Here is a 21,836-nt window from a genome sequence, read left to right as displayed (position 1 = left end):
CCGACCTGAAACGCCTGTGCTCTTCAGTGTTATCAACAATATCTGGGGATAGTTTCAGCGGAGCGAATACATGATCCCAACCAATTTTGCCTCTACATGAATATTCTTCATGTTCAATGTGAAACAATACCAATATTATTCAACTCGTGACGCGGGTATAACAAACGGACTGCTCTGGTGTTAGTCACTGTGATAGCTGTTTTTAGTCAAATTCTTCGTCGTAAAACGCTGCGCAACCTAACGATTGGGAAAACCAAAAAACAAAACTACCCCCATGTACAGAGTGAGAAAAAGTCAGCTTTATCTAAGGAAATAGGATACCAACTCACGATGAATAACGATTTCACATTTGCTATTAAAAGTCTCAGGTTTGATGAGAATTACCAACCAGCAGACAACACGCGCATCACAACGAACTTCGCTAATTTGGCTCGTGGAAACAGCCGCCAAGATAACCTGCGCAATGCACTTAGAATGATCGACAATCGTTTTAATGCGTTGGCACACTGGGACAACCCGCAAGGTGACCGTTACTCTGTCGAGCTTGAAATCATTTCTGTTGATATGGACATCCAGAGCAGTGGAGAAGCCTTCCCGTCGATTGAAGTGCTGAAAACCAACATCGTGGACCACAAGACTAACGAGCGCATCGAAGGCATTGTGGGCAACAACTTTTCTTCTTACGTCCGTGACTACGACTTCAGCGTTCTATTGCTGGATCATAACAAGAACCAACCGAAATTTAGCATTCCAGATAACTTTGGCGATCTGCATGGCAAGTTGTTTAAGTCTTTTGTTAACTCAGAATCTTACAAACAGCACTTCCAAAAGCCGCCAGTGATCTGCCTAAGCGTGTCGGACAACAAGGTCTATCGTCGTACTGAGAACCAACATCCTGTTTTGGGTTTTGAATATCAGCCAAACGAGTCTTCGCTGACCGAACAATACTTCAAGAAGATGGGCTTACAGGTTCGCTACTTTATGCCGCCGAATAGCGTTGCACCTTTGGCATTCTATTTCTTCGGTGATCTGCTGAATGACTATTCGAACCTTGAGCTTATCAGCACCATTAGCACCATGGAGACATTCCAAAAGATTTACCGACCAGAAATCTATAATGCCAATGCGGTTGCTGGTAACTGTTACCAGCCAAACCTAAAGAACCTAGACCACTCGTTAACTCAAATCGTTTACGACCGAGCAGAACGCAGCCAGCTTGCGATTGAACAGGGTAAATTTGCCGAGGAGCATTTTATTAAACCCTATCAATCACTGCTTGAACAATGGTCTGCAAACTACGCGTAATCGATAACGAGAATCTGGAAGGAAATGACAATGAAAACACTATTACCGACTTCAACGGCTGGCAGCTTACCTAAACCTTCTTGGCTGGCTGAGCCTGAGACACTTTGGTCACCTTGGAAACTGCAAGGTGAGGAACTTATTGATGGCAAACGCGATGCGCTACGCGTCTCTTTGCAAGAGCAAGAACTGGCCGGTGTCGATATCGTTAGCGACGGCGAGCAAACTCGCCAGCACTTTGTGACGACCTTTATTGAACACTTAAACGGTGTAGATTTTGAGAACCGTAAAACGGTGAAAATCCGTGACCGTTATGAGGCGAGTGTCCCGACGGTGGTTGGCCCAGTGAGCCGTACAAAACCAGTTTTTGTGGAAGATGCCAAGTTCCTTCGTCAGCAAACCAAACAACCTATTAAGTGGGCGTTGCCTGGTCCTATGACGATGATCGATACGCTCTATGATGACCACTATGGCAGCCGTGAAAAGCTGGCGTGGGAATTTGCGAAAATCCTAAACCAAGAGGCTAAAGAGCTAGAGGCTGCAGGCGTTGACATCATCCAATTCGATGAGCCAGCATTTAACGTATTCTTTGATGACGTTAATGAGTGGGGCATTGCGTGTTTAGAGCGCGCAATCGAAGGGCTGAAGTGCGAAACGGCGGTGCACATCTGTTATGGTTACGGCATTAAAGCGAATACGGATTGGAAGAAGACGCTCGGTTCTGAGTGGCGACAATACGAAGAAGTGTTCCCGAAACTGCAGAAGTCGAATATTGATATTATCTCGCTAGAGTGTCACAACTCTCGTGTGCCTATCGAGTTGCTTGAGCTTATTCGCGGTAAGAAAGTAATGGTCGGTGCGATTGATGTTGCGACCAACGAGATTGAAACACCAGAGGAAGTAGCAAATACACTGCGAGAAGCACTCAAGTATGTCGATGCCGATAAACTTTATCCTTGCACCAACTGCGGCATGGCCCCTTTGTCTCGCGAAGTATCAACAGCCAAGCTTAATGCATTAAGTGCGGGTGCGGAGATTGTCCGAAGAGAGCTTTCTGCATAGCGGTAGTCGGAACCACTCATGTACTAATTCATACATTATCTAGCACAATGGCAGGCACGATTTGAGTTAACCTCAAGTTGACCTGCCATTTTAAACTCATATCTATGCGGATTTACGTGTTGATACCGATGTAGGAATTAGCCAAGAGAACCTTTATTTATTTCTGTAAGCGGTACGTTGACATCAAAAATTTTGGTATGTACTTCTTCAACCCCAAATTGTTTCAGGCGAGCGGTGTGCATTTCAAGGTAAGATTGTGCAGAAGCCTCGTCTTCAAAAAGGTAGATACCGCCAGCTTCTTTCCCTTTTTCATTCTCTGTCCAAATCTTCCAGATAAATCCTGGCTCCTGATTTATCGACTCAGCTAACGCTTTTAATCCATTAGACATATCCTCTCCAAATGGACCATTAAAAGAGAAATTAATCTGAAGTAATTTTTTCATGCTTGATACCTTGTCTAAGTGTTTTTATCTTGCCAAGTAGCCCGACCAAGAAATGACCTGACTACAGCAACCATTAAGGGTCATCTTAAACTGATTTAATCGACAATAAAGTTCAAAATATCGTCATTCAACGTGGAAAAACTAGACAGTGAGAACTAGGTCGACTCTTGAGTAATGGAATACAGTAGCTTAGATGGAATACTGTTGCCGTATACAGACAATGGTACAGAGCATTTGTTTGGCTCAATTGGCTGCCTGTGCGGCAGTGAAGTCGACATAGTTCCACTAGCTTGCTGTGTGAGTTTTCTTAGCTGCCTGTGCGGCAGTGAAGTTGCACCAAATGACAATTCATATTCAGCGTTTTTTCTTAGCTGCCTGTGCGGCAGTGAAGAAGCTATATCACGTAGAGATGAAGCGGCCTCTTTTCTTAGCTGCCTGTGCGGCAGTGAAGATCGCTTGCGTAATTAAATCATCGACGTTGCTTTTCTTAGCTGCCTGTGCGGCAGTGAAGTTTACGCTGGAAGATGATGGTTATCACAATAATTTCTTAGCTGCCTGTGCGGCAGTGAAGCCCGTATTGCTACTGGCGCTGCAAGGGCTGCCTTTCTTAGCTGCCTGTGCGGCAGTGAAGACAAGCGAAAGTAAAATGGTTTCAAATGTTCTTTTCTTAGCTGCCTGTGCGGCAGTGAAGAAGCGCATAGTTTGGCACGGGGTTTAGTGCCGTTTCTTAGCTGCCTGTGCGGCAGTGAAGGTTATCCATATCGCGCGACATTTATCGATAATTTTCTTAGCTGCCTGTGCGGCAGTGAAGTGGAACGGGCGAGCCTGCTTTAAAGTGAACTTTTTCTTAGCTGCCTGTGCGGCAGTGAAGTTAAACAATGGAATACAGTCAATTATACAAGATTTCTTAGCTGCCTGTGCGGCAGTGAAGCAGCAAGGCATTGACCCCAACACGGGCCTAACTTTCTTAGCTGCCTGTGCGGCAGTGAAGCAAATGGGCGCAGACGCCAACGGCGCGAGCAATTTCTTAGCTGCCTGTGCGGCAGTGAAGATTGAATCTAACAGCAAAGCGGCTGACTCATTTTTCTTAGCTGCCTGTGCGGCAGTGAAGGGCAGCTAAACGTGAAAGGTCAGATAGCCATATTTCTTAGCTGCCTGTGCGGCAGTGAAGACTTTTCGTTACCTAATTTTTACCACGTTGTTTTTCTTAGCTGCCTGTGCGGCAGTGAAGGTTTCTGGCATAACATGACGGCGGTGTAATATTTTCTTAGCTGCCTGTGCGGCAGTGAAGTCATACTGTCTGACATCCCCCGCCGTTTTCTTTTTCTTAGCTGCCTGTGCGGCAGTGAAGTATTTTGGTGGGGTAAACTCATCCATGCTGTTTTTCTTAGCTGCCTGTGCGGCAGTGAAGTTAAAGAATCAAAGAACGTAGTGCTCAATCATTTTCTTAGCTGCCTGTGCGGCAGTGAAGTAGACGAATGGGAAGGGTTTAGAATGCATCATTTTCTTAGCTGCCTGTGCGGCAGTGAAGACCATGTATGTGGCGCTTTATATTGCGTTCATTTTCTTAGCTGCCTGTGCGGCAGTGAAGTGGCGCTTATCGACACCACCGAAACCCCATCATTTCTTAGCTGCCTGTGCGGCAGTGAAGGTCAATTCACGAATGGGCAGCCATCGCGCTGTTTTCTTAGCTGCCTGTGCGGCAGTGAAGAACGCCGTTACAACCATTCAAAGGGCATTTTCTTTCTTAGCTGCCTGTGCGGCAGTGAAGTCTGCCTTCACAACAGTACGAAGCCACATATTTTTCTTAGCTGCCTGTGCGGCAGTGAAGGCGGTTGCCCCAGAAATAGAAGCCGCCTTCCTTTTCTTAGCTGCCTGTGCGGCAGTGAAGTTGTTTAACCCGTATGGTTATTTCACGTTTGGTTTCTTAGCTGCCTGTGCGGCAGTGAAGATGGTGTGATCGCCGCACTGAGATGGATGCAATTTCTTAGCTGCCTGTGCGGCAGTGAAGGCAAAGAGCACCGACGCACTGCGCCACGTGACTTTCTTAGCTGCCTGTGCGGCAGTGAAGACGTCGGTGTCGTTCACCCCTGCCATTTCAACTTTCTTAGCTGCCTGTGCGGCAGTGAAGATTGAGTTAAATCAGAGTGATGAAATCCTGCATTTCTTAGCTGCCTGTGCGGCAGTGAAGTGAAGATAATACGGTATAACACCTGATTCTTAAAGAGCTTGTGGGAAACTAACCAAGAAAACCCTTTTTTTCGCCGTAGCGAATGCTGATATAAAATCAATCACTTACAGCGGTGAGAAAAAAAGGGTCAGGGAGACTAGAACCAAGGTACGGTTGCTGTCTTACTTAAACCGTAGCTGTTGATAGGCCCAGTCGTTGGCTCTGACAGCAGCTCACCTAGGGCGACATACACACGCATGTTTTGCTGACTAGATAAGCTTTTTAACTGTAAGAAGGGGAGTTTCAACATTTTTTGCGCTTCATCGGGGATGCGATGAATTGCTTCCTCTTCTGACAACCAACCTTTGGCAATTGAACGTTTACGACGATTATGCACGGACTTTTTTTGCACGCGATACACATTGCGATACCCTTTAACATCAGTTGGCACGCTGCGAATGTCGCTCACGTCGGTGTAGTCCCTCAGTCCTTTTAGCCATTGTAATGCCATTAGTTGACTTAAATTTTGTTCAGTGCCATGCAACCGAAGTACATCACCTAATGAGCGGTGGTATTTGGGGAAGCTCACTGCAATTTCACCGGGAAGTGTTTGAGTCATGCTTCGGTGGAATTTGGCGAATAAATTGTTCATTAGCGCTGGAGCTGAAATGTCCAAATCGGGGAGTACCTGAATATCCAAATAGTAGTCCATACTTACTCCCCGAATACGCCGCCACGGATCAGCATCGCCATGACATAATGCTGCTGCTCTAGTTCTGGCGCTTGATCTTTGAGTAGCCAATTGTCCAGCAGGTTGTAAAAGTCGGTCTTCTCTTTCGGCTTGCGATAAGCGACGCCGCGATTGGTCACGCTACCATAGGGCTCAATCGCAATAGGTCCGAACTCATCCGCCTGCGGGTACCAAGTGTCGATGGTGCGCAGTGCATTGCCAACCTTTTGCGAGTGCATCGCTGCTTGGCCGTTCAGTTGATATAGGAATTTACTCTTGTTTCCGCTACCTGAGTTCATCACTAGCTCTTGAGAAGGGAAGACAGTTTGCCCGTCACCTAACTGACTAAACGCTTCTATTTTTAGCAGTGTCGCTTTTTCACCCATTAGCCCTTGTTCGATGATGGAAGCAATGTCAGCTAAGTCTTGGTTTTGCTCGTCAAACGCTTTTAAAGTGAGTGCGTGGGCATCAAACACCCACTGTTTGTCATGGTGAGAGATACGTACTTCTACGGCTTCCGCACCGACGCGATTACGCCACAGGAAACGGCCATTCGCGAGGTTGGAAGCGTAGCGATGAGCGACCACTTTGAAGCCATTATTCTCAACGTACTGGCGGATCATGGCGGCTAAAGCTGTTTGATAATCTGGGTTGTTACATGTTGACGGCGTTGATAAATCACCCAGTACACGCAGGGTAAATTCTAGCTTTAGGGTATCAGCATCGAAAGGCAGTGCGGCATTGTCGACGGTTTGTAGGTTGGCTTTTTCTACTTCTGCGTCAATTTTGCTCGCCTTCGCGCCTTTGACTCTGTTAGAGATGGTACCGCGTACTGCTTTTTCAATGACGGATATTGGCTGCCATGCATCAACCTTGTCACGTTGTTGCCAGTTCCCTGCGTACATTAAGGCATCTGAGCACGCTAGTTTAGATTCGAAAGCGAGTACGGAAGGTGTTGTTAATTTTGTCATTTTCTATCCCTTATTCTTAAAAATCGTCATTGAGGTCTTCGTTCGACATAAACTGTGTTGCCGCTACTGATGCGGTGTGACAGACATAAAACGGATCGTGGTAACGGTATTGCCAAATCATGTCGCGGAGGCTGTTAATACGGCTCGGGCTACCGATCCACTCAGCTACGCTGTAGACCGATTCGACAAAACTGACGGGTGATTGGCTATCGCGGACATTCGCTACTTCACCTGCCGCGAACGTTGGCGCAATTTTTTTGTAGCCGATTTGCACCGGAACGAGATAGCCTGAAAATGGCTTGGCGACACGCTCCCAGCTCACTTGCTCTTCGCCATCTTCGCTTTCTCTTACTTCGCTGGCATATTTCAGCGCAGAAAAGTCGAGCCAATGCTGCAGTGCATCATTTGGCTCTGATTCATTGAGAGCAGCCAAGCACGAGCTCGCATCGGCCAGCACAAATCCCGGTAACAATTTACGCAGTTCACGTTTATGGTGAGTAGGATCAAGTTGATAACAATCGTGGATGGCGGTGATTGTGCCGCCAGCCAGTTTGTGGCTCTGCGCTAACTGCTTGATGAAATTCAACTGTTCAGTTTTGGTTTGCTCGCAGGATGTGTTCAACCCTTCACATTCAATGATCAACGATACCGTGAGGTGCATACGGCCTTCTTCGACAATGGGTGCGGTTTTGCCCTCTTTTGTTAGCGGGTTGCGAGTCAGCGCAAAACCATAAGGCTCGTATAGGGTATCTCGGTAGCAATGGACCTGATGTTGATGGCAGACAATTCCGCAGCCAGTGAGGGTGAGCTGATGCTGACTGTTTTGTGCTTTTCGCGATAGTGCATGAGTAAAACCGAGAAAGTGGCTTACAGCTGGAAAGCCCCACGTCAGGCCAGAAATGGCATTCGCATTGGCGATACGGATGTGTTTTAAAACTAGGTATTGCATTAATTCACCTCCCAAAGCAGCTGCTTAAATTGTTGCCGCCATTCATCGGCTTCGCCTGCACCGAGTATGAATTCACGCCGTCCCGCTGCGACAACACTGTCTTTAAGCCACAAACCAAACTCCGTGCTCAGCGGTTCACGCCAGTCGTCGTTTTCTTCCTGCCATTTGGGGTTGGCAGGGTCGAGCCATCGTGCGGTAAATGCAGAAAGTTGCGAATACGCGTTACTCCATCCCGCTGGTAGTGTTTGCCAAGCGGCCACGGCATTCAAAGCGGCTTCGGCGATCTCATCTACCTTTTGCTCAAGGGCTTCGCGGTGAGATTGGGTACTGATTTCGTCTTTATTTGCTTTGATAAAGGTAGCCAAGCGATGAATCAGTGGGCGAGTGGCGGCACGGACCGCATACTGTTCAAATATCACTGGTGTTTGACTCAGCCTTGGCAGCTGGCTTTGCCACTCAGGAGCACGTGCGTTGAGCAAATAAGTTAAACCTCCTCGACCCGAGTTAAGTTGAGATATGTTTTGCGGCTTCGATCCACCTGCGACAGTGATGGCGATATCAGGATAGGCCACCAACATCTTGTTATCGGCTTTATTGGCTTTACGTGCATCACGAACGGCTTTCATTTCTTGGCTAAAGCGCGAATGTTGAATTTCGTTGTATACAGCCTGAGACAGGGATGAAGAATACATGGGCGCAAGAAGGTGGTACCCAGAAGGGTCTTCTGCAACGGGGAAATAGACCTGTTTACTGAGTGTATGGCTACTTGGCGCACGGTTTTGTAATGCCGCTGATAAACCGTCGACCCAGCTTGTCAGTTGTGCATGGTCGTCAGTCAATGGATCCAACGGGGCAGATTGCCCTTGCTTGAGATATTGCAGCAGACTTTTACCAGTATCGTCTGTCAGTTGCAGCAACTTCGCGACATCCAGTGCTGCTGCATTTCCGACCGCATCAACGGCTGGTTGTGCGAGACAGAAGGTATCAATATAGCGATTGTCGTGACCCAGTTGTTCAGCAAGGAGATTACTGCCCTTTGCGGCACTATGAGTGAACTTAACCGCATGGGTTGCCATGCTGATCTGCCCAGCCTTTTTGGCCGCGCCATCAAGCCATGTGTTGGTAGTAAAATCGGTATTGAGCTTGCGTTGCGTTTCAGATAGCAAGGCGAGTGTGGCGTTATCGTCACCTGCTTTGCTGATCTCTTTATCGAGCGCTTCTTGTTTTGTTGCCTTTCGCTCTGCAATGTAGGCAACAATTCGCTCAGTTAATGTTGATGGCATGCCACCTCCTGTTGTGATAATTCACATTGTTGTGTCATGGTGTGAAATATTCTCCCTCAAAGAGCCCTAATAACGGTGAATAGAGCCACTGTTTACCTTTGGTCAGTTCTCTAAGCTGAATGGTGCTATAACGGCGTTGTGCGGTCTCAAATTCTATCTCGCGCGTTTCTGCCAGTTCTTGTATTTGTTGTGCAAGATTGCTTTCCCCAAATGCACTAATGCCTTCTGCGAGTGCCAACTGTGGTGCAAGTTTCACCTTATCGGAGTCAATAAATTCTTCACCCAAATCGTCCCACTCCAATAGTGTGACCATTGAGCAACCCTCATCGACTTCAACGATGTATTCAATGCTCGGCACACTTTGTCTAAACGGAGTCTGGCGTTGAATTTCGCCAAATAGGTGGGCATAGTCGGATGCCCACCACACCCTGCCTTTGTCTCGTAAGTTGAAGTTCAAGGCCAAATGTTCCAGTGCGATGAAGCCATTGGCACGTCTGGTTTCACGGCAATATAATTCTTTGGGTTGTTGGACACGAGGCGCAGCACTGATTACATCGAAGGCGTTTTCTGGGAGTAGTGCGGGATCAGCGAGATCATGGGTTGTCAGGCTAAGCCACTGGCTGTCTGTATCTGGCTTGGCGCTATTGAGACGATAGGATTGGTTCGATTCGAACCCGGGTTTGCAATAGGCAGGAAAACGATTTTGACACGCGTTAAAGTTCTTATTGAAAATTAATATATTTGGCACTTGCTGTGCAAGGCGGCGGTGACGCTGGACCCGACCGGATAGTTGGATAATGGAACGTATTGAGCTGGGTTCAGCAATGGCCCAATCGTAATCATGATCACGACCTACCTCAGCAACGGGTGTTGCTAATACTACAAATACGTGGTGCTTTTCAGGGGCGTTCGCCATCATCTGCTGTACTTTTGGGTGCGCTGTAATCGGTGTGTTGGGATCACGTTTGAGTAGGCTATCGAGTTCATTTTCAAGCGTAGAGCGTACCAACAACGGTTGTTGGCTGTGGTAGACGCAATAATGAATGCGGGTATCTGGTTGTGGGGATAGCGAAAATAATCGACTCGCGACTGCCAGCATGGGCTCAATATTTGCCATTCGGACTAAACCCGCTGAAAAGGTCTTATCCGCTTGTTCGGTATGATGATGACGCGAGAGATCTTGTGCATGGTTGAGAATGGTTTGGGCGAAGACATCCACTGGATTATCGCTTTCATTCTCTAGCGTTATCAGCGCCCCTCTGTGTATTGGGTCGCTGGTTTTGGAAAGTTGTTTCACTCGCTCATCAACGAACTGGTCATGCAGCTGTTTAAAATCGGTCTTGTTTGCAACTGTCTCACTGTTAGCGCTAAATTCATCGACCCAAGCAGCCACAACCGCATCGCTTTGCGCATGACCGTTCGCCACATTGTATTGTTTTCGCCCATGCACGTAGGCATCGAATAGGTCGCTGACCAAGGCGGGCGGTAGTGTCGCTGAAGAAAGGATAACCCGTGAACCCAATAAGCCGGCCCAATACACCAACCGACATAATGCGGGTAAATCGGCCACATCAAAATCGTCTGGCTCATCAAGGATCAAATCACTGGTCATCAAACGCAGCATCGGGCCTATTTGACGTCCGCCTCGCACACCTTCGGTCGCGGGGATCAGGTGATCAATGGTACTGACCGAAATAGGGGCGCTGATCAGTTTGTGAAGACTGGCGCGACAGTCATCTTTGAGCCAGCGGTTTAAATAGGTGTTCTCTAGCTCACCATCGTATTTCACATAGTCATCGGCAAACATCTGCTGTGACTCACTGCCAGTGAATTGCGTGGCCGATTCTCTCGCTGCCTCTAGATCTTTCTTGTTGTGGATGTAGAGATCTTTAACAGCCTGTGAGCCAATGGTCACGGCGATGTCATCATCGTCAAGGCTTAATGTTTCTTTGAGCGCATCGCCTGTTTGTAATGTTAATGTGCGCAAACCCAATGCCACACTAAAACGGCACCCTTGTTGCTGATCACCCAGTGCATACGCCATCTTCGCGCCCGCGATCGTTTTACCAGTTCCCGTCGAGCTTGCCAAAACAGCGAATAACCCTTGCTGATCTGCCTTTGGTTTTGCACCAGATAACACTTCATAGGCGCTATTTTGCCAGCGAAATTTGGGGTGACTGACGCGCTTTTTCAGCATAGGGTGGCGGATCAAGGTGGGTAGTGCACTGCGTAAACTCGGCAATACTTTGGCTAGGAGATAAGCGTTATGACCGACACCGACGCAATGTTCGTCGAGCTTTTGCTTGAGCGTTTTGGTTTTACGGTCGGTATTGGCGTAGGCCTGATAATTGCTGTCTTGCCAGTGTGTATGGGCGATGTCTGATGAGTATGCATGGTCTGCCAGCATAAGCACCATGCGCGCCACATGCATTGGGTAAGCGAGGTCTATACGCGCATAGTCACGTAAGTTTGGTAATTGCAGTGCTCGAGTTGCTAGGGATGCCGCTTTGGCCCGCCATGTGCCACTTTGCAAAGGTAAACCATAAGGAAATTCAGCGCACAGTTTTTTCTCTGTGTCAGAAAAGTTGGTATTGAGATGATTTGCAGCGTTCCATTCAACGCCGATCCCTTGATGGAACCAGCGGTCAGCAGCATTGATCTCTTGGTTCGGTGACGTTTTACCTTGCTGTTGGGGCAGGCGATGATGTGAGACAATCAACCATGCAATGGCCGCTGCGAGTGGGCTGTATGCAGCAATATCCCTAAATACGACACTTTCACTTAACTCAAATGTATTAAGCCGAGATTCCTCGTGGTTTGCTTTTAAGTCGCACAGTGCGCTTAGCCAGGTTCTATCATCACGACCCGCAACAAAAGCTAAGAAGAGTTGCATTGAGACCCATTCATGACGGTAGGGTTCATATCCATTCCCTTTGCCACGTAGCTTATTTTGAAATAAGGTGTTCGCTTTTCCAAAGTCGTGAAATAGTCCGGCAATGCCTGCCATCAAAGCAATAGCTTGATTACTGTGCATGCTGCTTTCATCGCTGGCACGCAGGATATCACGCTGGGTGCGGTTAGTTGGTACAGTACCTTCTAGATTAAACTTGCTACGCTTTCCCACAACCCACATTAACTCGGTGTGGTTCTTTCCATAAATGCGATAGCAGGCGACGGCGGTGTTTTTGCGCGCGCTCTTTTTCAGCAACATGCGCAGGGTTTTCATCCCTTCATAAGTGATGGGTGTTTGCCAGCAGCGCTGTCCTTTACGCTCACCAAACTGATCTAGCACACGCCGCGTTTCTATCAATGCTTGTTTACTGCATTCCGAAATCAGCAAGATGTTCATACCACCATCTCCGCGCAGTGTTCAGCTGTGGCTTGTAGCGTATCAATCATCACATCAAGCGCATTTCCTGAACGCAGCTGATTGAGACAGCGTTGACGAAACTCTTGCTCGTCGTCGCCAGCCATCGCGGAGATGAATGCTTGTGGCAACACCAAGGCATCCTTCACGATATCGGCAACATCGAAGACCAAACCGCCACGCCTTGTTTTACCGTGCAAAATGGCTAAGCCGTGTGGCAGTCCAATTACCCAACATGCGGTTGCACCGAGTCCGTAGGCGAGATAGTTACCGTGATCTAAAAATTGGTTGGCGATATCGTTGCTATTGCCGCGTTCTGAACGTTTGAAATCACCATAGTTCACTGCTTGGCAGGCTAGTTTGTAAAGCGTTTTGGTGGTGGTTGCCTCAAGTAGCAGTACATCTTGGGTGGTTTCGCAATCGGCAAGTAGGCGCTCGAATCGCTCTAAAACGGGCATAAGTTGAGTGTCCTGGACAGGAAACTGCTTTTGCACACTGGCCGATAACCAGTGTTTTTTGATCATGGCGAGTCGCGCAAGTTGAAACTGTTTTGCGGCTGCTAAACGTTTACTGTCGTCAAACCAGAAGCTAACCCATTTTTGTAGATACTCTGTCGGACGGTATTCGGATAGAGGGGTCAGCCAAGATATATCGACTTCCACTTCGTTCCCTGAAAACAACGGTGTACCACCCCCACCGCAAAAGCCCACCAAGACGCCCGCTTTGGCAAGTTCACGCATCGCAGATTGTGTGACTGAGGTACCTGTCCCTAGCAAGATTGAGGTTGTGTTTGCAATAGGAATGTTCCAGTACAAGCTTTCTTTACCTTGCTCGGTTACGTATTCAACGCGACCACCATTAACCAGCACGCGGCAATGCTGCAGGTAGTAAAGGTTCGCCCTTTTTGAGTGCAATACGGTTTTCATTTCGCTGGGTGTGAAAGTGTGATTCATTGACAGAGCCTCCCTAGGCTAAGCGCAGAGTTATAAAAGATAGAGTTGGCGTTTTTGTAACGCATTGATTAGATATGAAATCTCAACATTTATAAAACCAAACGCATAAACACATAACTTAAAACAAAACCGAAAAAAACATAGTTTTAAATGAGTGTGGATACCTAAAAGTTGATGATTATCTCAGTTACCTGCTTACTACCTTCCGTAACTCAGAAATGTCCCGCGATAAGTGAGATCAAACAGCCCAATTTGGCGACATGGTGTCGTTTAAATGAATTGTGGGGCCAGGCATGGCAATAAAGCGCTAATGAGGCTTATTCCGCCAATTTTGAACGTCTTAATGTTGAATGCATTAATCACCGCTTTGGCTTAATTTCCTAATCGAGGACTTTACTTAAATATTATCTTTCTCATTTAGTATTCCAATGAGTATTTACCTAATCTTTAGTGAGATTTATAAACTTTAGTGTCAGATCTTTTTACAACAAAATAAAACTATCATCTTAATTATTTGAATTTAAATATAAAAATAATTGGTTCGATTTGTGCTAGATACGAATCTTATTGCTTGCTAGTGCAAATGTTCAGTAGGAAATTAGATAAACTAAAAGATGACAGAAGGAGTCCCGATGTTAAAAGGCAAATTGTTTCTACCCATGGTTGCATCCTGTGTCTTGCTCGCTACTAATACCCACGCAGGGCTACTCGTCGATAAAATACAAAGTGGAGATGCGTTGTATTCACTGAGTAGCGTGGTTCAGACAACATTCGACAATGATTACGTTGACCCAACTAAAATCTTTGGTTGGATGGGGGCAAATTTATTTTTTGATGGTAACAATGAAGGCTCCTACGATCTCAATTTTACATACTTAGGATCAGAGTCCTCTATTTGGAGTAGGAACGTATTATTTGAATCTAATGGTAGAAGGGCGAGTACGATTCTCACGGAAGCTGACTCTTTTAATAGAACGGAAACGGAAACGTTCACTCACCAAGATAACGAAGCTTTGCCGTTTGGGTTTAGTCGATGCACTATTTTTGGCTGTTCATCTACCGTGTTAAATGGGGTGAATAATTATGATGAGCCAAGTTTCTTCTTTGGTTTTTACGGGGAGGACGAATACCACTTAGACTTTTCAACAGCTTACTTGTTTTATGACGATGGCGGTGCGCGTTCGGATGCCGATTTTGATGACTTTGTTGTATCACTTACCGTTGGAGAGGCGGCGACTCCATTCGCAGTCGCAGTTCCAGAACCTGAGACATTGGCATCGTTATGGTTGGGATTACTCGGAGTCGGCTTTTTACGCTACCAGCGCGCCAAAAATAGAAAAATGGAGTGTGATAACTCGATTTAAATGATTGTTAAAGCTCAAAGCCCCTCCTAGTGTGGAGGGACTTTATTGTACAGCTAACATCACTCAGCAATAAAAGCCGAGAGAAGTTGTTGTGTGCTTATTCTGGCAAAATGACACGGTCATTTTGAATAGGGAAGGTTTTGCCTGCAGGTTTGTTCTTTAAACGTACCGTAGTAGGTAAACCAGCAATCTCATACGTGACATCGTAACCGACTACTTGCGTCGTTGTTGTGTACTTAGTGTGACACTGCTTTTCCGTTGTGCTGACGACATTATTGTTCTGCATATTGCCTTGGATTTCTCGGCCTGTCATCGCGCCTGCAATTGTGCCCGCTGCTGTTGCAATGATTTTACCCGAACCACCACCGAACTGATTGCCTAGTGCTGCACCAGCTGCGGCACCACCAACAGTACCTAAAATTCGATTTTCATCAGTAGGCTTAGCCTTATGTGTCACGACGACATCAACACATTCCTGAAAAGGTTGTTTTACTGTTTTAGTGACGCTCTCTACCATGGTGATATTCGCGACCGTCGGCGTATCATCTTTACATGCTGATAAAGCGGTAACCGCTACAGCCGCCAAAACGAAACTACGCATTTTCATGTCTTTATTCCTATTAGCAATTTGACCTTGCTAACATAACGGATTGTTCATCGCCGGACATCAGAGTAAGTAAATAGTTTTGTTAGTGTTTGGTCAGTAACATTCTACGTCATCTAAGCTTATTGGTTTTGTTCGGCGTAGTAAGCCGCAATGTCTTTTAAATCTTGTTTGTTGAGTTTAGACAGTTGCGCTCGCATCATTTCTGCCAGTGCGCCCGTCCTGTCGCCTCGTTGATACGCTTGCATTGACTCAAATAGATACTGTGCGTTTTGGCCTTGCAAGTTTGGATAGCTTGGATTGACTGCTTGACCTTTCGGGCCATGACAAAACACACAGCTTGGTGATTTTACTTGCCCAAGTTCTGCATTGCCGAGCTCGCTTGCTTGGGCAGTAATGGCAGTAAAAGTCAGCGCTGCAATTAAGGTAGGGATTCTTGCTTTCATGGTGATCTCGAACTGTTGTACTGCAGATAACAATAAAGCCTCCCCTAAGGGGAAGCTCAATGTAGTGAGATCAATAAGTGGCTAACTTAAAGATATTTTTTGATATTGTTTGCCAGAGCGATAACATCGCTATCAGAGACATCTTTATGGGTCACGAATCGAACCGGATTGCCGGGTGAGATGGTGATCCCGTCCGCTTTGAGTTTTTCCGCAATACTGTCGATGTTGACTTGAGGATCTAACTTAGCAAACACAATATTGGTCTGTACGAAATCAGGATTTACGTTAAAGCCGGGTAATTCAGATAGCTTTCTCGCCAGTAGCTTCGCATTCACATGGTCCGTCTTTATCTGCTCGACTTGTTCTGTCAGTGCCAGTTTACCTGCTGCGGCTAAAATTCCCGCCTGACGCATACCGCCGCCGACCATTTTACGAAGTCTGTGAGCTTTGGCGATGAACGCTTTATTACCCAATAACAGCGACCCAATAGGCGCTGCTAGTCCTTTCGATAAACAGATCGTCATAGAATCAAAATGCTTGGCAATCTCCGCGACATCGACATTTAATGCCACAGCTGCATTGTAAACACGAGCGCCATCAAGATGCAGCGCCAGATTGTGTTCATTGACGAACTGACGCGCTTCTTCCAGATAAGACATCGGCAGGACTTTCCCGTTGATGGTGTTTTCTAGGCTGAGGAGTTTTGTGCGCGCAAAATGAGAGTCGTCAGGCTTAATCGCTGCTTTGAGTTTTGCAAAATCGAGTGTGCCGTCAGGGTTGTTTTCAATCGGTTGAGGTTGTATCGATCCCAGTACCGCTGCACCACCTGCTTCAAATTTATAGTTGTGAGCTTGTTGCCCACACAGATACTCGTCACCACGTTCACAGTGTGACATTAATGCTAGCAGGTTGGCTTGCGTTCCAGACGTAGTAAAGAGGGCTGCCTCGAACCCATGACGCTCAGCCGCCCAATTCTCTAAGTCGTTGACTGTAGGGTCGTCACCGTAAACGTCATCTCCAACTATCGCATCCGCCATTGCCTTACGCATGTTGTCAGTTGGTTTAGTGACAGTATCTGAACGAAAATCCATTTTTATCTCCTATATCCATTTTATTATCTTATATATAGCCGCACAGTTTCGCTTTACTCACACATGCAATTGTCTTGGCATCAGTAATCTCATCATTCACGATTTTTTGTTCTAACTCTTCGATGGATAGATGTACCACTTCGATCACTTCGTCGTCGTCACATTCATAACGACAGGTTTCACTCAGCCCTTTTGCGACAAACAAATACTGAATTTCATCACAGAATCCCGCTAGCGGTGTTACTTGGCCAAGCGCGATGAATTCTTTGGCACTGAATCCCGTCTCTTCTTCCAGCTCACGTTTCGCGCATTCCTCCACGTTTTCTGGGCTTTCCAGTGTGCCAGCTGGTAATTCTAGCAACCATTTATGTAGAGAAGGGCGAAACTGATTCACCATGACGATTTTGCCGTCTTCGCTTATTGGGAGAATCACTGCAGCGCCAGGGTGAGCGATAGTGGTGTGAACGATATCTTTTCCGTTTGGCAGTGTTATTTGCTCTTCGACTAAAGAGATATGTTTCCACGTATGAATGGTTTTTCGAGAAGAAGGCGATGGCATGTTGTTATTACTTATCTGCTAACACAGCTGCTACCTTATCCGCATATTTATATGAAGAAAAGAAGAAATGACCGTGATTGAATACGAATACCGGAACGAAAAGTGATTACGCTCTCAATAATGGAAACATTGATTTCATTACATTTCCAGATTAATGCCTCTGATATAAACATTTGTTCATTATAAAAATTGCACTTGTAACAAAGTGATAACAAATGTATAAAATCATATATACAGTACATTTCGGTGATTTCAGAGGGCTGCAACAATGATAAATCCTACTCAGGTGTCTCACTCACAAAAAGCGTTGCTCTCTGAACGAATCAATAAGTTAGCGCATGCGCTCTCTGATGGCGTTTACGAGCGAGAAGACACCATCAAACTGTGTTTACTTGCCGCGTTAGCTGGCGAGAGCGTTTTTCTACTCGGCCCTCCTGGTATTGCAAAAAGTTTAATCGCAAAACGCTTAATCCAAGCGTTTGATAATTCGTCCTATTTTGAGTATTTGATGACGCGCTTTTCAACGCCAGAAGAGGTGTTTGGCCCGTTAAGCATTCAGGAGCTAAAAGACAACGGGCGCTACCTTCGCCTAACGGAAGGCTACTTACCGACGGCGCAAGTTGTATTTTTGGATGAGATCTGGAAAGCAGGCCCCGCGATTTTGAATACACTGCTCACAGTCGTGAATGAAAAAACCTTCAAAAATGGTAGCGATATAGAACGAGTGCCGATGCGTTTGTTGGTGTCTGCGTCTAACGAACTGCCCGATGAAGACAGCGGACTGGAAGCACTGTACGACCGTATGTTGGTTCGTGTGTTTGTTAACCGAATTCAGAACAAGCAGAACTTTAAGTCGATGCTGACAGTGGGTACACCTCAAGAAGCGAAAGTGCCAGAGGGTTTAGCCATTACCGATGCGGAATACCATCAGTGGCAGGCTGAGTTGGAGCGATTGGAGCTGTCTGATGCCGTGTTTGAAAAGCTGTTTGACTTAAAGAGCATGCTGGAGAAAGCCGCGACCGAGAGCACTGGTGTCGATATCGCCAATACCGATATGTATGTCTCGGATCGTCGCTGGAAAAAAGCCGTCAAGTTGCTTAAAGCCAGCGCCTATTTTAATGGCCGAGATGCGATTAATCCTCTCGATTTGCTGTTGCTACAAGACTGCCTATGGAACAGCCCTGAGTCCCGCGAAGTAGTACAAAAAGTCATCAGAGAATTTGCTCTGAAACATGCATTTGATCAGCAGGATGTGGAACAACAAATTACACTGTGTCGCGAGGAGTTATCTGACATTCAAGAAGAGCTCGAATCGCAATTTGGCATCATGCTTTCTACGGAATCCTCAACAGGACTTCTCAAAAAGCAGGTGAACAGTTATGACATTTCAGGCGCAAAAAGCTACAAGGTAGGCAGTGCTTATGATCTCGTTAAATTGGTTCTTCTGCAAAGCAACATGTCTGTTTCTGAGTCTGAAAAAGGGGATAGTCGCTGGGTTTATGTTCCTAAGAACGATCTAGAGCGCGTGATTAAGGAAGGGCACGGTGACGTATACGGTTATGTAAACCAAAACACCAATATGTGTCGACTACGTTTTGACGTTGATGCAGCTAACCACTTAGTGATTAAAGATATCGCTAATCGCGCTGTAATGGTGGCGGTGGTCACTAACAAAGGCCTAGATGATTCAACATATCAAGAGTGGTTAAGTAAGTCAGAAACGGCTTTGGAGCAGCTGAACCAAGCAGAACATCACCTACGCAAAGTACGTTCAAACTTTCATGGCGCTTTGCCGCATAATTTCGTTGACCCAGAATTGCCACGCGCAATGGAGTCGAGCCTTCAGAATCTTCAGCAGGTCATAGAGTCGACTAAAAACGAATGTGAACGTACGGTTTTTCGTTTCAAGAACCTGAATCAATTCTTCTCGTAAGGAGTGGTGAATGTTAGGAGCAGATGGACTAAATCTTGCCTTGATGATCGCCGATTCCGGGATTATTGATTCGGCTGTGAATGATTTGATGGCGCGTTCTCAGGTGATGGCGATGGCGGAAAACCGAGGTGTAAAATCTTCGGTAAAAAACCACATACTCAAGTGGCGCGGTAGCGTTAAAAAGCGCATTACTAAAGTATGTGAAACAGAGCGATTTCAGCAGGAGCTTGCGCTCTACCAAGAAGTCATACATTGGGATGAACAACAGTTTTTTGACGAGATCCCAACCATTCTTAAAAAGCTAGAGTGGCACTCAGCGTTTTATCTACAGGCAAGGCGTCTGATCGAAAAGAACAAGGGTTTGTACAATCCTATGTTTCCGCACTACTTTTGCGACCAGTGGTATCAAAGTTTGTCAGATGCGATAAAACAGGCGCAACTGACAGAACTGGAAGCGAACAAAGAGAAAGTCCTCAAAGATCTTTACCAACGCATGGAAACCATGAAAAACATGGACAAAGTGACGGAAGAGGGGGACGAAAGCAGTGTCGGTCGTTTGTGGGATATGGCGTCTGCCAAACTGAGTAAGTCTGACCTGACAGTAATGAAGCGTCACGCTGAGTTTCTTAAAAAGAACAAAGGGCTACAAGAGATTGCCGAAAAGCTAGGGCGAATGGCGGGGCAGGTGGACGATCCTGAACTCAATCGAGCGCCTGCGGAAGATCTTCAAATGGTTGAAGAAAAGTCCGATGAAGCAACGGATGACATCGTCGGTATCCATGAAAGTGATGATTTAAATAAGTTGTTGCCAAACGAGACGATGTTTCTTGCGTATCCTGAACTTGAAGTGGTGTTTTATAAGCACTTAGTCGATAAACGACTCATGAACTATAAAATGCAAGGGAAGTCTCGCACACTGCGTAAGGTAAGGGCGCAGCGTCCGGACAACAAATCGGTCGATGTGGAGAAAGGGCCATTCATCGTTTGTGTTGATGCCTCGGGTTCAATGAGTGGCTTCCCAGAGCAATGCGCGAAAGCGATGGCGTATGCGCTGATGCAAATTGCACTCGCTGAAGACCGGGATTGCTACGTGATTTTGTTTTCGACCGAACAAATTACCTATGAACTGACGAAGCAGGATGGATTGCGTGAAGCGAGCGATTTCCTCACTTACAGCTTCCACGGTGGTACAGACTTAGAGCCGGTGTTAATGAAGTCTATCGATCTTATGTCAGGAGACAAATACAAAAACGCGGATATGGTCGTTATCTCCGACTTTATTGCACCTAAGCAGTCAGAAGAAATGGCAGCGCGTGTTGAGATGTTGAAAGCGCGCAAAAATCGTTTTCATGCCATCAGCTTGTCTAAATATGGTAACCCTGAGCTGATGACGATGTTCGATCACTGTTGGTCTTATCATCCAAACTTAGTCGGACGCATTATGAAGAAATGGTAGTTGGAACATAGTTAACGAAACAATGAATAGGAGCTCAATGAGCTCCTATTTTTGTTTGTGATGTAAGACTTAGAGTGCATCAAAGTCGGCTTGGGTTTCTGAACCTGCCGAAACGTTCAACCCACTTTGAGAACCGAACATGCTGAACGTTTCTCCTGAAACAATACCTTCTTCGGTATCATCGTTGGCTGTGCAGGTATAACTAATAGAATAAGTACCTGGTGCCACGAACCCGAACTCATATTCGTAGGTGTTACCATTGTCTTTAGTCACCACATTTGCTGTAGCGACTGGCGCTTGCATGCCAGCTAAGCCTGCAAATGGGCCCATGAATTCTTGCTCAATATTGCCTTCATACAAGTAGACCGCGTGAGCATGTCCATTGGTGTTAGTGAACGAGGTAGAGGCAGCAGTGTCATTGACACAGGCGTTGAAGAAAGCAGACTCTACATTGCCTGTAATTTCACCCGTCGCCACCGTGTTAATTAATGACACCGAGGTACGTTGCAGCGAATAGCTGTTCTCGCCAGTGACGGCTTTTAGTCCACGGCGCAGGTCAAACTCTACTACGTAATCGTTGTTGTTAGAGTTTACTGTAAAGGCGTTGTTGAAGAACAGTACACCTGCATTCGCTTCTTTGCCGACACCTTGAGGGCAAGCACCGTCACCTTTTACCGTGAGTGGTAGCTCATTGTTGGTCACTTTATCAACCACGTAGGATGGGTATGTAGGGTGATCGCCGTCATTGGCAAAGACACAAAGTTTGTATTCACCAGTAGGAATGACTTTGTTTTTAATCAGTTCAATCGAGTTCCCACCTTGGTAGTCAAGCAAGTTGACGCTCAGTGGTATTGGGGCTTCACCGTCAGGTAAAAGGTCACCATTTTCGTCCACCGCGTTGCCATCTTCATCTGTCTTGTAGACGTCGAAAATTTGTGGTGTGCCTCCGCCGATAGGAAGAAACGCCACTTTGCTGTAGGTGACTACCGCTTTAGTCACGTCATCTATAGGCGCATCAGACACGGAGACAGTAACAGGCGTAGTGGAGCCAGTAGAAGAATCACTATCCGAACCGCAACCCGCGAGAGTTAACGCCACTGCTGTACCAAGTAAACTAACTTTAAGAGTATCCATTTAACATTCCCATTTATCG

Annotated in this window: 17 protein-coding genes and 1 CRISPR repeat array; of the genes, 5 read left to right on the top strand and 12 right to left on the bottom strand. The window is 46.4% G+C overall.

The window, feature by feature from the left end; all coding sequences use genetic code 11:
- Positions 1-330 precede the first annotated feature (330 nt).
- Both NP165_RS14225 and NP165_RS14220 read left to right on the top strand, forming a co-directional pair.
- Complete coding sequence (locus NP165_RS14225) at positions 331-1,305, top strand: DUF1852 domain-containing protein (protein ID WP_257086389.1); 975 nt, start codon at positions 331-333, stop codon at positions 1,303-1,305.
- A 30-nt stretch (positions 1,306-1,335) separates the two neighbouring features.
- Complete coding sequence (locus NP165_RS14220) at positions 1,336-2,364, top strand: methionine synthase (protein WP_257086388.1); 1,029 nt, start codon at positions 1,336-1,338, stop codon at positions 2,362-2,364.
- A 137-nt stretch (positions 2,365-2,501) separates the two neighbouring features.
- Here the strand turns inward: NP165_RS14220 and NP165_RS14215 are convergent, their stop codons facing one another.
- From NP165_RS14215 to cas1f, 7 genes are all read right to left on the bottom strand, one after another.
- Entirely contained in the window at positions 2,502-2,807 is a 306-nt protein-coding gene (locus tag NP165_RS14215; protein WP_257086387.1) for a monooxygenase, read from the bottom strand.
- Between the two features lie 243 nt (positions 2,808-3,050).
- Positions 3,051-4,998: direct repeats of the CRISPR family, unit length 28 nt; unit sequence TTTCTTAGCTGCCTGTGCGGCAGTGAAG.
- Positions 4,999-5,134: 136 nt separating this feature from the next.
- Positions 5,135-5,689 carry a type I-F CRISPR-associated endoribonuclease Cas6/Csy4 gene (gene cas6f / locus NP165_RS14210; RefSeq protein ID WP_257086386.1) on the bottom strand — a complete coding sequence of 185 codons (555 nt, stop codon included), beginning with the start codon at positions 5,687-5,689 and terminating at the stop codon, positions 5,135-5,137.
- 2 nt (positions 5,690-5,691) lie between these two features.
- Positions 5,692-6,678, bottom strand: a complete 987-nt coding sequence (csy3, locus tag NP165_RS14205) for a type I-F CRISPR-associated protein Csy3 (protein WP_257086385.1) — start codon at positions 6,676-6,678, stop codon at positions 5,692-5,694.
- 16 nt (positions 6,679-6,694) lie between these two features.
- Complete coding sequence (csy2, locus tag NP165_RS14200; RefSeq protein ID WP_257086384.1) at positions 6,695-7,627, bottom strand: type I-F CRISPR-associated protein Csy2; 933 nt, start codon at positions 7,625-7,627, stop codon at positions 6,695-6,697.
- A complete protein-coding gene (gene csy1 / locus NP165_RS14195; RefSeq protein ID WP_257086383.1) occupies positions 7,627-8,910 on the bottom strand; it encodes a type I-F CRISPR-associated protein Csy1 in 1,284 nt (427 codons plus the stop codon). The genes csy2 and csy1 overlap by 1 nt, the downstream gene beginning before the upstream one ends.
- 34 nt (positions 8,911-8,944) lie before the next feature.
- Complete coding sequence (gene cas3f / locus NP165_RS14190) at positions 8,945-12,259, bottom strand: type I-F CRISPR-associated helicase Cas3f (protein ID WP_257086382.1); 3,315 nt, start codon at positions 12,257-12,259, stop codon at positions 8,945-8,947.
- Positions 12,256-13,230, bottom strand: coding sequence for a type I-F CRISPR-associated endonuclease Cas1f (gene cas1f, locus NP165_RS14185; RefSeq protein ID WP_257086381.1), 975 nt, complete (start codon positions 13,228-13,230; stop codon positions 12,256-12,258). The genes cas3f and cas1f overlap by 4 nt, the downstream gene beginning before the upstream one ends.
- A 632-nt stretch (positions 13,231-13,862) precedes the next feature.
- Between cas1f and NP165_RS14180 the strand changes: the two genes are divergently transcribed.
- Positions 13,863-14,594, top strand: a complete 732-nt coding sequence (locus NP165_RS14180) for a PEP-CTERM sorting domain-containing protein (protein WP_257086380.1) — start codon at positions 13,863-13,865, stop codon at positions 14,592-14,594.
- Between the two features lie 97 nt (positions 14,595-14,691).
- Here the strand turns inward: NP165_RS14180 and NP165_RS14175 are convergent, their stop codons facing one another.
- From NP165_RS14175 to NP165_RS14160, 4 genes are all read right to left on the bottom strand, one after another.
- Positions 14,692-15,201: a glycine zipper 2TM domain-containing protein gene (locus NP165_RS14175; protein ID WP_257086379.1), complete on the bottom strand. Its 510-nt coding sequence runs from the start codon at positions 15,199-15,201 to the stop codon at positions 14,692-14,694.
- 119 nt (positions 15,202-15,320) lie between these two features.
- Positions 15,321-15,644, bottom strand: coding sequence for a c-type cytochrome (locus NP165_RS14170; RefSeq protein ID WP_257086880.1), 324 nt, complete (start codon positions 15,642-15,644; stop codon positions 15,321-15,323).
- Between the two features lie 86 nt (positions 15,645-15,730).
- Complete coding sequence (gene ltaE / locus NP165_RS14165; RefSeq protein ID WP_257086378.1) at positions 15,731-16,735, bottom strand: low-specificity L-threonine aldolase; 1,005 nt, start codon at positions 16,733-16,735, stop codon at positions 15,731-15,733.
- 28 nt (positions 16,736-16,763) lie between these two features.
- The gene (locus NP165_RS14160) at positions 16,764-17,294 is read right to left on the bottom strand and encodes an NUDIX hydrolase (protein ID WP_257086377.1); all 531 of its coding nucleotides are present in this window, start codon (positions 17,292-17,294) and stop codon (positions 16,764-16,766) included.
- A gap of 268 nt (positions 17,295-17,562) precedes the next feature.
- Between NP165_RS14160 and NP165_RS14155 the strand changes: the two genes are divergently transcribed.
- The gene (locus NP165_RS14155; RefSeq protein WP_257086376.1) at positions 17,563-19,227 is read left to right on the top strand and encodes an ATPase RavA domain-containing protein; all 1,665 of its coding nucleotides are present in this window, start codon (positions 17,563-17,565) and stop codon (positions 19,225-19,227) included.
- 10 nt (positions 19,228-19,237) lie between these two features.
- Positions 19,238-20,683 carry an ATPase RavA stimulator ViaA gene (gene viaA / locus NP165_RS14150; protein WP_257086375.1) on the top strand — a complete coding sequence of 482 codons (1,446 nt, stop codon included), beginning with the start codon at positions 19,238-19,240 and terminating at the stop codon, positions 20,681-20,683.
- A 69-nt stretch (positions 20,684-20,752) separates the two neighbouring features.
- On the opposite strand, the gene NP165_RS14145 is transcribed toward viaA, so the two are convergent.
- Complete coding sequence (locus NP165_RS14145; protein WP_257086374.1) at positions 20,753-21,817, bottom strand: DUF4382 domain-containing protein; 1,065 nt, start codon at positions 21,815-21,817, stop codon at positions 20,753-20,755.
- Positions 21,818-21,836 lie beyond the last annotated feature (19 nt).

The sequence above is a fragment of the Vibrio japonicus genome (assembly GCF_024582835.1).
Classification (GTDB): domain Bacteria; phylum Pseudomonadota; class Gammaproteobacteria; order Enterobacterales; family Vibrionaceae; genus Vibrio; species Vibrio japonicus.
This window is presented reverse-complemented; position numbering and strand designations above follow the sequence as displayed.